The organism is Rhizobium sp. 0TCS1.26 (assembly GCF_050455525.1).
GTDB lineage: Bacteria > Pseudomonadota > Alphaproteobacteria > Rhizobiales > Rhizobiaceae > Neorhizobium.
Genome location: NZ_JBCIYV010000001.1, coordinates 1369256 through 1384019 on the forward strand (window position 1 = coordinate 1369256; position 14764 = coordinate 1384019).

The window sequence follows — 14764 nt, forward strand, 5'->3', positions numbered from 1 at the left end:
TCCATGACACTCGACGAACGGTCGCTCAGCGATCGACACCAGCTTGCCGAAGAGGTCGCCCGCGCTGCGGGTGCGCTGGCGCTCGACTACTTTAATCGGCGCGAAAGCCTGGAGATCGAGATCAAGGCCGACCCTCATGACGTCGTGTCGATCGCCGATCTCGATGTCGAAGCGCTGCTGCGCGACCGCATCGCCGAACGGTTTGCCGAAGACGGCTTCCTTGGCGAGGAAACTGGCCTGGCCGAAGGAAGTTCAGGCTTTACCTGGGTGGTCGACCCGATCGACGGCACGAGCCCGTTCGTCCACGGAATGCCGAACTGGTGCATCTCGGTTGCCGTTCTCTACGACGGCCGGCCGGTGATCGGCGTCATCTACGTGCCGTGCCATGAAGAGCTGTACTCCGCCGCAGAGGGTCACGGTGCCCGCCTGAACGGCCGCGTGCTGCTGCTCGACGACCGGAAGACGGTGCGCAATGCGGTCACCGGCATCGGCGCCAATCATCACGCTTCTCCGGAAGCCGTAGGCCGGATCGTCACCGATCTCCTGTCGCGCGGCGGCAACTTCATCCGGCTGGGATCCGGCGCGCTGATGCTTGCCTATGTCGCTGCGGGACGCCTGGTCGGCTACTTCGAACCGCACATGCACGCTTGGGATTGCCTGGCGGGATATTGCTTGGTCAAGGAAGCCGGCGGATGGTACCTGCCCTTCCCCACCGAGGGAGAGCGGCTGACCAGGGGGGCGCCGGTGCTGGCCGCCGGTCCGGGTGGCATGGGAGATCTGAAGGAGATTGCCGGGGTGGCCTGACAGCCGACCGGTCGAGGAAACGCAGGCTGCACGGCAGTGAGATGCAGCTGCGAAGGGATCGACAAGATCCGAAGGTTCATGGAAAGGGAGGAATATCACCATGAAAACTATCGTCAAATCTGTGATCGCGGCTGGCGCTTCGATGCTGATGGCGTCGAGCGCTCTGGCGGCGACCGAGATCGCCTGGTGGCATGCGATGACCGGCGCCAACAACGAGGTCGTCGAGCAGCTCGCCAAGGAATTCAACGAAGCCCATCCGGACTACAAGATCATGCCGGTGTTCAAGGGCACCTATCCCGAAACGCTGAACGCCGGCATCGCCGCCTTCCGCGCCAAGCAGCCGCCGGCGATCATCCAGGTCTTCGACGTGGGAACCGGCGTGATGATGGGCGCCCAGGGTGCCGTGGTTCCTGTCGCCGACGTCCTTACCAAGGGCGGCTTCAAGTTCGACAAGGGGGCCTATCTGCCGGGCATCGTTTCCTACTACTCGAAGCCGGACGGCACGATGCTGTCCTTCCCCTACAACTCGTCCTCACCGATCCTCTACTACAACAAGGACATCTTCACGAAGGCTGGCCTGTATGCCGATGCGCCGCCGAAAACGTGGGGCGAAGTGTTCGAAGCGGCCAAGAAGATCAAGGCGAGCGGTGCCGCCAATTGCGGCTTCACGTCGACCTGGCTGACCTGGATCCAGACTGAAAACTTCGCCGCCTGGAACAACCTCTCTTACGGCACCAACGAGAACGGGCTTGGCGGCACCGATGTCACGCTGAAGTTCAATGCCGAGCCGTTCGTCAAGCATTTTCAGGCGATCGCCGATCTGGCCAAGGACGGCACCTTCCGCTACGGCGGGCGCACGTCCGAGGCCAAGCAGCTGTTCACTTCCGGCGAATGCGCCATTCTGACCGAAAGCTCCGGCGGCCTCGGCGATATCGTCAAGAGCGGCATGAACTACGGCATCGGCCAGCTTCCCTATGCGGATGGTGCGGGCGGCCCGCAGAACACCATCCCCGGCGGCGCCAGCCTCTGGGTCTTCGGCGGCAAGACCGACGCCGAATACAAGGGTGTTGCCGAGTTCTTCAACTTCCTCTCGCAGACCAAGATCCAGGCGCGCCTGCACCAGGTCTCGGGCTACCTGCCGGTCACCACGGCAGCCTACGAGGAGACCAAGAAGTCGGGCTTCTACGACAAGAACCCCGGCCGCGAGACGCCGATCCAGCAGATGATGGGCAAGGCGCCGACGGAAAACTCCAAGGGTGTCCGGCTCGTCAACCTGCCGCAGGTCCGCGACATCATGAACGAGGAGTTCGAGTCGATGCTGGCCGGAAAGCAGGACGCCAAGGCTGCTCTCGACAAGGCCGTTACCCGTGGCAATGCAGCGATCAAGCAAGCCATCGGCAAGTGATCCTCCTGGCCGCCCGTCGTCGCTGACGGTGGGCGGCCAACTCGCAGACAAGGAGCTCCACGTTGCAAAGCGTCGTCTTTCCGAACAGGATCTTGCCGTACTTCCTGGTCGCGCCGCAGATCATCCTGACGGTCGTGTTTTTCTTCTGGCCGGCAAGCCAGGCACTCTATCAGTCCGCCATGCGCGAGGATCCCTTCGGGCTCCAGAGCACATTCGTCGGGCTTGCCAATTTCTCGGCCATCCTTGCGGATGAAAGCTATCTGAACGCCCTCAAGGTGACGGCGATCTTCAGCATCGCAACGGCGCTTCTGGCCATGGCCGTCGCGCTGGCGCTCGCCTGCGCTGCCGATCTTGTGGTGCGCGGCAAAGGCTTTTACCGCACCATGATGATCATCCCTTACGCGGTCGCACCGGCCGTCGCCGGCATGCTATGGCTGTTCATGTTCAACCCGGCGATGGGCACGCTTGCCTATCTGGTTCGCCGCGCCGGCGTGAACTGGGATCCGCTGCTCGACGGCAACCAGGCTATGGCGCTGGTCATCGTTGCCGCCGCCTGGAAGCAGATCAGCTACAATTTCCTGTTCTTCGTCGCCGGACTGCAGGCCATCCCGAAGTCGTTGCTGGAAGCCGCATCGATCGACGGCGCCCGTGGATCACGGCGGTTCTGGACGATCGTCTTCCCGCTGCTGGCGCCGACGACCTTTTTCCTGCTTGTGGTCAACACCGTCTACGCCTTCTTCGACACCTTCGGCATCATCCATGCGGTGACCGGCGGCGGCCCGGCAAAGGCGACCGAAACGCTTGTCTACAAGGTCTACAACGACGGCTTCGTGAACCTCAATCTCGGCTCCTCGGCAGCACAATCGGTCGTCCTGATGGTCATCGTCATCGCGTTGACCGCATTCCAGTTCCGCTTCGTCGAGCGGCGTGTTCATTATGGTTGAGGCCGCGTCATGATTGAAAATCGCCCCATCGCCAAGCTCATGGCGCATCTGATGCTGATCCTCGGCATCGTGATCGTCGCGTTCCCGATCTACTATACGTTCATCGCCTCGACCGCGACGTCGGGTGCCATCATCCGTCCGCCGCTGTCGCTGCTGCCCGGCGGACATTTCCTCGAGAACTACGGAGAGGCCCTCAACGGCGGCGTCGAACGCGTCGTCGGCGTGAGCCTGGAAAGACTGCTGTTCAACAGCTTCGTCGTTGCCGTGGCAATCGCCGTCGGCAAGATCATCATCTCCTTCCTGTCGGCATTCGCGATCGTCTTTTTCCGCTTCCCGTTCCGCATGGGCTTCTTCTGGCTGATCTTCGTCACCCTGATGCTGCCGGTCGAGGTGCGCATCCTGCCCACCTACAAGGTGATCGTCGATCTCGGCCTCCTGAACACCTATGCCGGCCTGACCCTGCCGCTGATGGCCTCTGCCACGGCGACCTTCCTGTTCCGGCAATTCTTCCTGACCATACCGGGCGAGATGGTCGAGGCGGCACGCATCGACAATGCAGGACCGTTCCGCTTCATGCGCGACATCCTGCTGCCGCTGTCCGCGACCAACATCGCGGCCCTGTTCGTCATCTTGTTCATCTACGGCTGGACCCAGTACCTGTGGCCGCTGCTCGTCACCGACAGGGCCGAGATGAACACAATCATTATTGGCCTGCGTCGCATGGTGGATTTCACCGACGCGTCGACCCCGTGGAACTACGTCATGGTCACTGCGATCCTGGCCATCATTCCGCCGGTGCTCGTCGTCGTGTTCATGCAGCGCTGGTTCGTCAAAGGCTTGGTGGAGACTGAAAAGTAATGGCAACAATCGAACTCAGGGACGTCCGCAAGGTCTATGCCGGCAACGTCGAGGCAATCAAGGGCGTCTCGCTGCCGATCGACGACGGCGAGATGATCGTCCTTGTCGGGCCGTCCGGCTGCGGAAAATCGACGCTGCTGCGCATGGTGGCGGGGCTCGAGAGCATCTCGGGCGGCGAGATCCGCATCGGCGACAAGGTCGTTAACAATCTGGAGCCGGCCGAGCGCGACATCGCCATGGTCTTCCAGAACTATGCGCTCTATCCGCATATGAGCGTCCGGCAGAACCTCTCCTACGGTCTGAAGAACCGCAACACACCGAAGGACGAGATCGACCGGCGCATCACCGAAGCGGCGCGGGCGCTGGAAATCGAGCAGTTCCTGGATCGCAAGCCGCGGCAGCTCTCCGGCGGCCAGCGCCAGCGCGTCGCCATGGGTCGAGCGATCGTCCGCAAGCCGGCGGTCTTCCTGTTCGACGAGCCGCTGTCCAACCTCGATGCCAAGCTGCGCGTGCAGATGCGGGTGGAAATCCGGCGCCTGCAGCGGTCGCTTGCAACGACCAGCATCTACGTCACCCATGACCAGATGGAGGCAATGACGCTGGGCGACCGGCTGGTGGTGCTGAATGGTGGCAAGATCGAGCAGGTCGGCACGCCGATCGAGCTCTACGAGAAGCCGGCGACCACCTTCGTCGCCACCTTCATCGGCTCGCCGTCGATGAACCTCATTCCGTTCGGCGACGGGTCGGGCTGGGCGTCATCGGGCACCATGCCGACACCGCAGGGCACTGCGACCATCGGCATGCGGCCGGAAGACATCCTCATTGCGAGCGGCATGGAGGGCAGTTCCTTCCAGACCCCCGTGAACGTCACGGCGGTCGAGCTGGTGGGTGCTGAAAGCTACGTCTACGGCACACTGCCGGATGGCAGCACGATCGTCTTCCGCGTACCGGGACGCTCAGCGATCGCAATCGGCGAGCCGCTGATGCTGACCGCCGATCCAAGCCGCATCCACTTCTTCGACGCAGGCGGTAAGCGGCTCTAGACGGACCGGCGGGCGGGCGGGCCGGCGGGCCGGCGGGAGACGGAAAACGTGCCTGCCGATCGATCCGACTTCGCGGATCGGCTCCGGTTTCCGCCGATGTGTCGGATTTGGAACAGCAAGCCGCTGCAGAGCGGCTTGCGTGCCGGCCGGCAAATCGCCGATTCTATTTGCCGGCTACCGAACTGCCGTGTTCGGCAGACTGCCGAGCGTCGCTCATGACTTCCACCGGATGAGAATATCATGTCGTTCATTTTTGCTCTCATCGCTCTCGCTGGCCACATCGCGCTTCTGCTGTGGGGCTCTCGCATGGTTCAGACGGGCATCCAGCGGGCCTTCGGTCCGTCGCTGCGATCATTTCTCGGCCGGGCGCTGAGCAACCGGTTCAAGTCGTTCCTCGCGGGCATGGGGGTCACGGCGATCCTTCAGAGCAGCACCGCGACCGGCCTGATGGCGTCCGGGTTTGCCGCTGGCGGATGGGTGGATCTGGTACCCGCACTTGCCGTGATGCTCGGCGCCAATGTCGGCAGCACGCTGATCGTCCAGGTGCTGTCCTTCGACGTCGCGGCCGCCTCACCGGCGCTGATCCTGCTCGGCGTGCTGATGTTCCGGCGGGTGCAGAACCCGCAGATCCATGACCTCGGCCGCGTCTTCATCGGCCTCGGCTTCATGCTGCTTGCCCTGCACCAGTTGCTCGATGCGCTGGCCGAATATGCCGGCACGACGGCCTTCGGTGCTGTCCTGGCAGCAGTCTCATCGACGCCGCTGCTGAGCCTGCTGCTGGCTGCGGTCGTCACCTGGGCCGCCCATTCGAGCGTTGCGGTCGTGCTGCTGATCATGTCGCTTGCCAGCAAGGGGCTGATCGACCCCTACCAGGCCTTCGCGCTGACGCTCGGCGCCAATCTCGGCACCGCCATCAACCCCCTGCTCGAGGGCCAGGCGGGCCGCGACCTCGCATCGCGCCGCGTTCCGCTCGGCAATCTTGCCACCCGGATCGTCGGCGTGGCGATCGCCATGGCGCTCCTGTCGCCGATCACCGACCTGCTGACCTCCTTCAGCACCGACGGCGCCCGCGCGGTGGCCAATTTCCACACCGCCTTCAATCTCCTGGTCGCCATCGCCTTCATGCCGTTCCTGACGCCGTTCGCCAGCATGCTGGTGAAACTGATGCCGCAGAAGATCGACGAGACAGATCCCGGCCAGCCGCGCTATCTCGATCCGTCCGCCACCGAGACGCCCGTGGTGGCGCTGCAGGCAGCAGCCCGCGAAGTGCTGCGGCTCGTCGACATTCTTGGTGAGATGCTCGAAGGAACCAAGGCGGCACTGACCAGCAACGACCGCCGCGCGCTGTCGGCTCTGCGCCAGAAGGACACCATCCTCGACCGGTTGAATACGGCTGTGAAGCGTTACCTGACCTCCATCGACCCGGAAGAACTGAGCGGCAGCGACCGGCGCCGACTGAACGAGATCCTGTTGTTTTCCACGGGCCTCGAGCATGCCGGCGACGTGCTGGACCAGAACGTGCTGCCGCGCCTGGCCAAGCGCCTGCGCCGCGGAATCAAGCTGTCAAAGGATGAGCAACGGGACCTCGTCCACCTGCTCGACCGGCTGTCGACCAACGCCCGCACCGCCGCGGCCCTGTTCATGTCGCAGGACGAGCGTGTCGCACGCCTTCTTGCCGACGAGAAGATAGCCTTCCGCAAGGCCGAGCGGGACGGCACCAACGATCACTTTGCGCGTCTGCGGGCCGGCGAGCTGGAAGCGGCGGAAAGCAGCTCGATGCATCTCGATCTGCTGCGCGACTTCAAGCAGATCAACTCGCACCTGGTTGCCGCCACGGCCTATCCGGTTCTCGAGCGGCAGGGCGAACTGCTGCAGAGCCGGATTACCCGGCAGGATACCGGCACCGCTCCGCAGCCCTGAGTGGTTTCCGCTGGCAGTCGGGAGCCGGGAGCCGGAGACTGCCCAGCGGATCTCGTGAGCCCCCGGTCGATCTGCGCAGCCTCGCTGCCCCGATGGCAAGCGTCTGCGGGCCTGCTCCGCCAACCGGCCACGACGTCCAGACCAGCCGTTACGGGCACACGTTTTCAATCCGTCCTGCGCCTCAGCGACCGGCTCCAGTCATCTCCATGTCCCCTGCGTCACGGAACCCCAGGGGCGACACCCGCATGCCGACTACGCACCGTAGGCTCCGGTGCGGAGAGCCCGGCTCAGCCGTCCGACCACCGAAACCGCACTAGACCTACGTCGCCTGCCAACGACAGACCTGCGGCTGAGCCAGGTGGATCAACCCGTCAGCTGGGTAGCGCGCCGGACTTCTTGGCGACCCAGGTCGCGACGTAGTCCATCAACGCCGGCGACAGGCAATCATAAGGCTCCAGTCCGAGCTCCTTCAGTTGCGCCCGAATGCCGTCCATCCGGCCCGGATCGACACCCGCCTCGATGATCGATGAGACGAAGGCGGCAAAACCGGGAGGCGCCCAGCCCTGCTCCTGGAACCGCTCGGGATGGATGAAATCGAGGCCTTGGAATGCATGCTCCCGCTCCACGGGGCCATACATATGGACGCCGCATTCCTTGCAGGCGTGCCGCTGGATCAGCGCCGACGGATCAACGACGGCGAGCTTGTCGCCGTTTTCCAGCACGGTCACCTTGTCATGCGGAACGACCGCCACGACGGAGAATACGGTGCCGGCCGGCTTCCAGCACTTGGTGCAGCCGCAGGCGTGGTTATGTGCCACCTGCCCCTCGATCTTCACCTTCACCGGCCGGTCGGTGCAGGCGCAGACCAGCGTGCCGCCGGAAAAGCCGGGATCTGCGGGCTGAAGGCCGCCATCCACGGCAGGATGAATACGGATGTGAACTGCGCTATCCATTGCAAGTCTCCTCCTGTTATCCGAGGTCCGTCCCGGTTGCCGGCGGCTGCCTCACCTCCACTCGAATCCACTTAACTTTCGCCGCGGCCCCTCCGCTTGTCCGCGATCGGGATCACCGTCAGTAGATGACGACACTGCGAATGCTCTCGCCCGAATGCATGAGTTCGAAGCCCTTGTTGATGTCCTCGAGCGGCATGGTGTGGGTGATCATCGGGTCGATCTCGATCTTGCCGTCCATGTACCAGTCGACGATCTTCGGCACGTCGGTGCGACCGCGCGCGCCGCCGAAGGCTGTGCCCATCCAGGTGCGACCGGTGACCAACTGGAATGGTCGCGTCGAGATTTCCTGGCCGGCGCCCGCAACGCCGATCACCACCGACTTGCCCCAGCCGCGATGCGAGGCCTCGAGCGCCTGGCGCATGACCTTCGTGTTGCCGGTGCAGTCGAAGGTGTAGTCGGCGCCGCCGATCTGGTCGGCCCCGCGCTTGGTCATGTTGACGAGGTAGGGCACGATGTCGTCGCCGACTTCCTTCGGGTTGACGAAATGCGTCATCCCGAAACGTTCGCCCCATTCCTTCTTGTCGTTGTTCAGGTCGACGCCAATGATCATGTCGGCGCCGGCAAGCCGGAGGCCCTGGATGACGTTGAGGCCGATACCGCCGAGCCCAAAGACGATGGCGGTGGCGCCGATCTCCACCTTTGCCGTGTTGATCACCGCGCCGATGCCGGTCGTCACGCCGCAGCCGATGTAGCAGATCTTGTCGAACGGCGCGTCGGGATTGACCTTGGCGACCGCGATCTCCGGCAGCACCGTGTAGTTGGCGAAGGTCGAGCAGCCCATGTAGTGGTGGATCTTGTCCTTGCCGATCGAAAACCGCGAGGTGCCGTCGGGCATCAGGCCCTGGCCTTGCGTCGAGCGGATGGCGGTGCAGAGGTTCGTCTTGCGCGAAAGGCAGGACGGGCACTCGCGGCATTCCGGCGTGTAGAGCGGAATGACGTGGTCGCCCTTCTTCACCGAGGTGACGCCGGGGCCGACATCGACGACGATGCCGGCGCCTTCGTGGCCGAGGATGGCCGGAAACAGGCCTTCCGGATCGGCGCCCGACAGCGTGAAATCATCCGTGTGGCAGATGCCGGTGGCCTTGACCTCGACCAGCACCTCGCCGGCCCGCAGGCCCTCGAGCTGCACGGTCATCACTTCGAGCGGCTTGCCAGCCTGAACGGCAACGGCGGCGCGGACATCCATGTTTTGCTCAACTCCGTTTCGATCTGTTACATCTGGCCCTTGGGCCATGACGGTTGTTCCGGAAGCCGCTTCCTGCCGGCCTCTCTGTAGAGTCCCGCCGCCCATTTTGCCGGACGGTCGGCGTCGCAGGCTCTACGAACCACCGCCCTCAGAGTGAGGGGAGTAGACGACCGCCACGGTCATCCATCCGCCCGCGCCAGCCGTTCGACCGGCTCCCGCCGGCTCAGACGTTCACCCCTCTCATTCCCGCGGCGCGCCGTCATGCCCGCATCCCCAAGACCACCGCCGACATCGGCCTCGGCAACCCGCTCAGTCTGCAAGGGCTGCCGCCCCCTGGCCTTGGCCGCAGCCGCTCGTCACTCGGCGATCCTCTGATCCTGTTCGTCGAGCAGAGGCACGCCGTATTCCAGCAACAGCGCGTCGATCCGCGGCTGGTTGTCCTTGATGAAGGTGTTCAGCGTCCGCTTCCAGTTCTGGTCGGAGGGGCGCACGCCCATGGTGATCCGATAGATCATCCGCTGACCACCCTTCTCGTGCGTCAGCGGCACGAGCACCATATCGGCCCCGGTACGCGCCGCGTAATAGCCGGCCATCGGACCCCAGATGACTGCCGCATCGATCGATCCGGCAGTCATGTCCCGCATCATCAGTTCCGCCATCGACGGCGCCCGGCGGCTGTCGATCATCAGCGGATAGACCTTGGCATCGCCCATAAGCTTGGCGGCGGCCATGTTTGCTGTCGGCGGCGTACCCTCGACGACCCCGATCCGCTTGCCAGAGAGTTTCGGGTCGGCCAGCGTCACCACTCCGGCAAGCGGGCTGTTCTTCGGATAGACCAGGACATAGACCGAGCGGTAATAGGCATTGGTGTTCTGCACCAGTTCGTCGCCCTGCGCATAGCCCATGACGATATCGCAGCGGTTCGCACCGAGCGTGTTGCGCACGAAGCCGGTGATCGACGGAAACCAGGTATAGGAAACGGACTTCCGCCCGGTTCCCTCGGCCACCATCTTCGCAAGCTTGTCCTCGAAGCCCTCACCGCTTTCGTCGGAAAACGGCATGTTCGACGGATCGGCGCAAACCCGCAGGACATCCGGATCGACGAGTTCTCCGGCAGCGCCGAGACCGGCATTCTGGGCATGCGCAGCGTCCGGCGCGGTTGCAACGATACAGGCCATAGCGGTCATGGTCAGCATCGCCGAACGAATGGCTCCGGCGGCGACCTCAGCCATTCGGCCGACCGTCCTGTCGGGGACGTCATTCGACGGTGCTGCCGATCCTCTCGGGGATTTCGTGCTCCAAGTGCTCATCCTAGCCTCCCATGCAGGAGGCTTCGTAATCCTTGGCCCCCTGTGGTTTGTCGGCCTTTTTCGGCGGACGACCCCGGGGAGCGGCCCCAACGGCCCGGGCCCGCAGGTAGACATAGATGTCGTCGAGGTAGCAGTAGACGTTCTTGTTTTCGCCGAAGGCCGGCATGACGTTTTCCTTGCCGCCGCCGACATTCTTGCGGCCCTCGGCGACGATCGACAGGAAGCCTGCATAGTCCAGCGTCTTCAGGCTACCAGCAAGCGCCGGCGCATAGCTCGATCCCACCCCGTCGGGTCCATGGCAGACATGACAGTCCGAATGATAGCGGCGATAGCCGCTGAACGTGTACCAGTCGACCGTGCCGTCGTTCTGGATCTTGAATGTCGGCACGCCGTCCTTGTCGAAAAACTTGCCGTCCTCTTCGCTGACAGCTTCGGCCTTCTGCCTGTCGTCGTCCGGCAGAGCCGAACCGGTGGTAAAAAGAGACACACTCGCTGCGCAGAATGCCAGCATTGCAATGCGAAAAGCCATTGATGAACCTCACATTTCAAACATCCAGCACAGGACTGAGCGCGCCTTCGGGAACATCTCGTTCGCGCGTTCCGGATGCGGAAAATCATCGGCTTGCCGCACTCGCCTGACTGGATCATTCCGGAGAGAAAGGAAGGCTGCGCCACGCCGGCGCAGCCTTTGAGCGCGTCTCAGTCGGGAAGCGCGAACACGGTCAGCTGCCCGCCGAGCGTCGTGTAGTCCGCCAGTGCGGCATAACCGCCGACGGCACCGAGGCCAGCCGTTCCGACGACCGCCGCTTCATCGCCCTGGGCACGGCCCTGGTCGACGGCGCCGTGCCAGGCGGCGGCATTTTCCGGTGCCAGCAATCCGCCTGCCAGCCCGATGCCGGCCCAGCCGCCGACCCCTGACAGAACTGCGATGAACTGCTTGCCCTCATGCTCGTAGGTATTGATGTTGCCGATGATGCCGGACGGCGTCTTGAACCGGTAGAGTTCCTTGCCCTCCAGATCCACCGCCTTGATGTAGCCTTCGAGCGTTCCGTAGAAGACCACGTCGCCAGCGGTGGCGAGCGCCCCGGACCAGACCGAGAACTGCTCCGGCTTCGACCAGACGATCTCGCCCTTGGCAGCATCCCAGGCGATGAAGTTGCCCATCCCACCATGGCTTTCCGGTGCCGGATACATGGACACTGTCGCCCCGACATAAGGCTGTCCAGCCGTATAGCTCACCCTGTAGGGTTCGTAATCCATGCAGACATGGTTGGTTGGCACATAGAACAGACCGGTCTTCGGCGAGTAGGCGGCCGGCTGCTGATCCTTGGAGCCGAGTGCCGCGGGGCAGATGCCGGTCGAGTTGGTATCCTCGCCGTTCTGCTGGGTCGAATACTGCGCCACCACCTGCGGCCGCCCGTACTGCTCGCTCTTCGGATCCATCACGACTTCCGTCGCCCAGTTGACCTTCGGATCGTACTTCTTGGCCACCAGCAGCTCGCCGGTATTGCGATCCAGCGTATAGCCGAAGCCGTTGCGGTCCATATGCACCAGCACGTCGCGGGGTTGGCCGTTGATCTGCATCGCGTCGACGAGGATGTTCTCGTTGACGCCGTCATAATCCCATTCGTCGTGCGGGGTCATCTGATACAGCCACTTGGCCATGCCGGTATCGGCATCACGGGCCATCAGCGTCATCGACCAGCGATTGTCGCCGGGCCGCTGCACCGGGTTCCAGGTGGACGGATTACCGGTCCCGTAGAAGATCAGGTTGGACTTGGCGTCGTAGGAGAACCAGCCCCAGGTCGTGCCGCCGCCGGTCTTCCACTGCTCGCCCTCCCAGGTGTTCATGCCGGAATCCTTGCCGACAGGCTTGCCGAGATGGGTGGTCTTTTGCGGGTCGAGCAGCGTTTCCGCATCCGGCCCGGTAGAATAGGCCTTCCAGGCCAACGATCCGTCCTTCAGGTTGTAGGCGGCGGTCCAGCCGCGCACGCCGAACTCGGCACCGGAAATGCCGATCAGCACCTTGTCCTTGACGACCAGCGGTGCGGCCGTGCCGGACTCGCCCTTGCCGCCATCGGTCTGGTCGCCGTTCTTCACCGACCAGGCAACCTTGCCGGTCTTGGCATCGAGCGCCACGACCGTCGTGTCCGCCTGATTGAGGATGATCTTGCCATCGCCATAGGCGACGCCGCGGTTGACGGTGTCGCAGCACATGATGCCGATGACGTTCGGATCCTGCTTTGGCTCGTACTTCCACAGGATCTTGCCGTCGTTCTTCAGATCCAGTGCATAGACGATGTTGGGGAACGGCGTGTGGATATACATCACGTCGCCTATCACCAGCGGCCCGCCTTCGTGGCCGCGCAGGACGCCGGTGGAGAAGGTCCACTTCACCTGCAGGTTCTTCACGTTGTCCTTGGTGATCTCTTTGAGTTCCGAATAACGATGATTGGCGTAATTGCCGGGCGGCATCGCCCAGTTCTTCGGATTGGCGGAAAGCGTCGTCAGGTCGTCATTGGCGAAGACCGGACCGGCGGCACCGGCGGTCAGAAGACCGGCAGTGGCCAGAGGCAAGAAAGCAAGATTTCCAAATACACGCATATGACATCCTCCCGATGCGCATTATTCACACGGGGTTCGTCATCACGAACCATCGTGTGCTCCAAGGCAGCCAAGTGATTCATGCTATGTGCGGGAAATCATTCCGTCAGCGTTTCACGGGATGCGAGTGGCCAGGGGGCACCATATTGCCATCGCAGACCTTCGGACCTTACCCCTCCCAAAAGTAAGGCTTGAAGCCGGAAATCAAGTGGAAGATAGGCGATCGGCCTGATATACGCAAGTGTATTCTCCGATCACACTCCGAAGCAAAGTAAATGCTGCTCTGCGAAGAAATATATTGCGGTTGCTCATAAGTATAGATGCGAGGCGATCCGCAGGAAAACAAAGTATATTTGATCGCCTGTCGTGACGGGATGTCAATATGAACCGCGAATACCGGAGGTTGAAGATGTACGTTCGAAACGTCACGCTCGCATGTTGCTTGATGTCACTCGTGCCAGCGGCGCCGGTTATCGCCCGGGATGGGTATCCCACCACTACAGTGGTAGACTACGTCTTCGGTTGTATGAAGGCGAATGGGCAGACACCCGATTCAATGAGAAGTTGTTCTTGCTCGTTCGACGTCGTTGCGTCCATCATCCCCTACAGTCGCTACGAACAGGCCGAGACCTTTCGCAGCCTTGCACTGCAGACAGGCGAGCGAGGCGTGTTGTTTCGCCAGAGCGCACCGGCCAGATCGGCTGTTTCGGAACTGCGCCGCGCCCAGGCGGAGGCCGAGGTTCGCTGCTTCTGACAGGGAGTTATCCCGACCGTCGGGGTTTCAGATCCGCTGACTGCCATCGGGGGTGGCGCATTTCCAACGGATGATCTTGAGAGCCGGATGCTCCGCCGACCATTTGGCGATTTCCGCCGGCGCAAGGATCATGCACTGGAAGAGCGAGCCGCGGCTTTCGAAGAACAGGTGCTCGTCGCGGCAGTTGTTGGGTTGGGCTGCCAGGCAGACCCTGAGGATAAGATCGACCATGTTCATCGAACAGTCTCCGACCGCCCCTACCGGCGCTCGCCGCTGACGGCTGCCATCCTCCGCTTGGAGAGAGGGCTCTCAGATGCGCCTTCCTTCATGTTAGGCGCCTCTAAAAGCCGCGTCAATCGCCTGAGCCACGACACGTCTGAGCCTGGAGACCGGTTGTCGTTGACGAGAACGTCTCCGGTGAGGTTGACTTGGCTTCAACAAGAACTACCCTCAAGTATAGGGCGCGCCTGCAGGATCGGTAGAACCTGCCCTGCTGCGCACGCCTCCGGGAGGAATTCTATGCGTGCCATCTGTTATATTGGCGCCGTCGGCATGATAATCTCGATGGCGGGAAGTGCATTTGGGCAGGACGCGGCTGCGGGCGAAAAAGTCTTCGCCAAGTGCAAGGCGTGCCACGTCGCTGATACCGACCAGAACAAGATCGGCCCCTCGCTGAAGGGCCTGATCGAACGACCTGCCGCCTCGCGCGAGGGCTTCAAGTATTCGGCTGCCATGGCCGATGCCGGCAAGGCCGGCATGGTCTGGGACGAAGCCAGTCTGACGACATACCTCCGCGATCCGAAGGGGGTCATCAAGGGCACCAAGATGGCGTTCGTCGGATTGAAAACCGACAAGGAAATCGCCGACGTCATCGCCTATCTGAAGCAGTTCTCGCCCTGATAGCGGCCTCGACCGGCACCGAC

Annotated in this window: 14 protein-coding genes; 8 read left to right on the top strand and 6 right to left on the bottom strand. The window is 62.9% G+C overall.

The window, feature by feature from the left end; all coding sequences use genetic code 11:
- Nucleotides 1-3: 3 nt before the first annotated feature.
- From AAIH46_RS06725 to AAIH46_RS06750, 6 genes are all read left to right on the top strand, one after another.
- Complete coding sequence (locus AAIH46_RS06725; protein ID WP_430304883.1) at nt 4-804, top strand: inositol monophosphatase family protein; 801 nt, start codon at nt 4-6, stop codon at nt 802-804.
- 94 nt (nt 805-898) lie between these two features.
- Nucleotides 899-2209 carry a sn-glycerol-3-phosphate ABC transporter substrate-binding protein UgpB gene (gene ugpB / locus AAIH46_RS06730; RefSeq protein ID WP_430305022.1) on the top strand — a complete coding sequence of 437 codons (1311 nt, stop codon included), beginning with the start codon at nt 899-901 and terminating at the stop codon, nt 2207-2209.
- Between the two features lie 62 nt (nt 2210-2271).
- On the top strand, nt 2272-3153 hold the full coding sequence (ugpA, locus tag AAIH46_RS06735) for a sn-glycerol-3-phosphate ABC transporter permease UgpA (protein ID WP_430304884.1): 882 nt from the start codon (nt 2272-2274) through the stop codon (nt 3151-3153).
- Between the two features lie 9 nt (nt 3154-3162).
- Entirely contained in the window at nt 3163-4011 is an 849-nt protein-coding gene (ugpE, locus tag AAIH46_RS06740) for a sn-glycerol-3-phosphate ABC transporter permease UgpE (protein WP_430304885.1), read from the top strand.
- Nucleotides 4011-5054, top strand: a complete 1044-nt coding sequence (locus AAIH46_RS06745; RefSeq protein ID WP_430304886.1) for a sn-glycerol-3-phosphate import ATP-binding protein UgpC — start codon at nt 4011-4013, stop codon at nt 5052-5054. The genes ugpE and AAIH46_RS06745 overlap by 1 nt, the downstream gene beginning before the upstream one ends.
- Nucleotides 5055-5294: 240 nt before the next feature.
- On the top strand, nt 5295-6974 hold the full coding sequence (locus tag AAIH46_RS06750) for a Na/Pi cotransporter family protein (protein ID WP_430304887.1): 1680 nt from the start codon (nt 5295-5297) through the stop codon (nt 6972-6974).
- 371 nt (nt 6975-7345) lie between these two features.
- On the opposite strand, the gene gfa is transcribed toward AAIH46_RS06750, so the two are convergent.
- The 5 genes from gfa to AAIH46_RS06775 all read right to left on the bottom strand — a co-directional run bounded on the left by gfa (nt 7346) and on the right by AAIH46_RS06775 (nt 13087).
- Nucleotides 7346-7927 carry an S-(hydroxymethyl)glutathione synthase gene (gfa, locus tag AAIH46_RS06755; RefSeq protein WP_430304889.1) on the bottom strand — a complete coding sequence of 194 codons (582 nt, stop codon included), beginning with the start codon at nt 7925-7927 and terminating at the stop codon, nt 7346-7348.
- A 118-nt stretch (nt 7928-8045) separates the two neighbouring features.
- A complete protein-coding gene (locus AAIH46_RS06760; protein ID WP_430304890.1) occupies nt 8046-9173 on the bottom strand; it encodes an S-(hydroxymethyl)glutathione dehydrogenase/class III alcohol dehydrogenase in 1128 nt (375 codons plus the stop codon).
- A 356-nt stretch (nt 9174-9529) separates the two neighbouring features.
- The gene (locus AAIH46_RS06765; RefSeq protein ID WP_430304891.1) at nt 9530-10405 is read right to left on the bottom strand and encodes a quinoprotein dehydrogenase-associated putative ABC transporter substrate-binding protein; all 876 of its coding nucleotides are present in this window, start codon (nt 10403-10405) and stop codon (nt 9530-9532) included.
- 79 nt (nt 10406-10484) lie between these two features.
- Nucleotides 10485-10994 carry a c-type cytochrome, methanol metabolism-related gene (locus AAIH46_RS06770; protein WP_430305023.1) on the bottom strand — a complete coding sequence of 170 codons (510 nt, stop codon included), beginning with the start codon at nt 10992-10994 and terminating at the stop codon, nt 10485-10487.
- A gap of 188 nt (nt 10995-11182) precedes the next feature.
- The gene (locus tag AAIH46_RS06775) at nt 11183-13087 is read right to left on the bottom strand and encodes a methanol/ethanol family PQQ-dependent dehydrogenase (protein WP_430304892.1); all 1905 of its coding nucleotides are present in this window, start codon (nt 13085-13087) and stop codon (nt 11183-11185) included.
- Between the two features lie 556 nt (nt 13088-13643).
- Here AAIH46_RS06775 and AAIH46_RS06780 point away from each other — a divergent pair.
- Nucleotides 13644-13841: a hypothetical protein gene (locus AAIH46_RS06780; protein WP_430304893.1), complete on the top strand. Its 198-nt coding sequence runs from the start codon at nt 13644-13646 to the stop codon at nt 13839-13841.
- Between the two features lie 27 nt (nt 13842-13868).
- On the opposite strand, the gene AAIH46_RS06785 is transcribed toward AAIH46_RS06780, so the two are convergent.
- The gene (locus AAIH46_RS06785) at nt 13869-14078 is read right to left on the bottom strand and encodes a hypothetical protein (protein WP_430304894.1); all 210 of its coding nucleotides are present in this window, start codon (nt 14076-14078) and stop codon (nt 13869-13871) included.
- Between the two features lie 327 nt (nt 14079-14405).
- Between AAIH46_RS06785 and AAIH46_RS06790 the strand changes: the two genes are divergently transcribed.
- A complete protein-coding gene (locus tag AAIH46_RS06790; RefSeq protein ID WP_430304895.1) occupies nt 14406-14741 on the top strand; it encodes a c-type cytochrome in 336 nt (111 codons plus the stop codon).
- Nucleotides 14742-14764 lie beyond the last annotated feature (23 nt).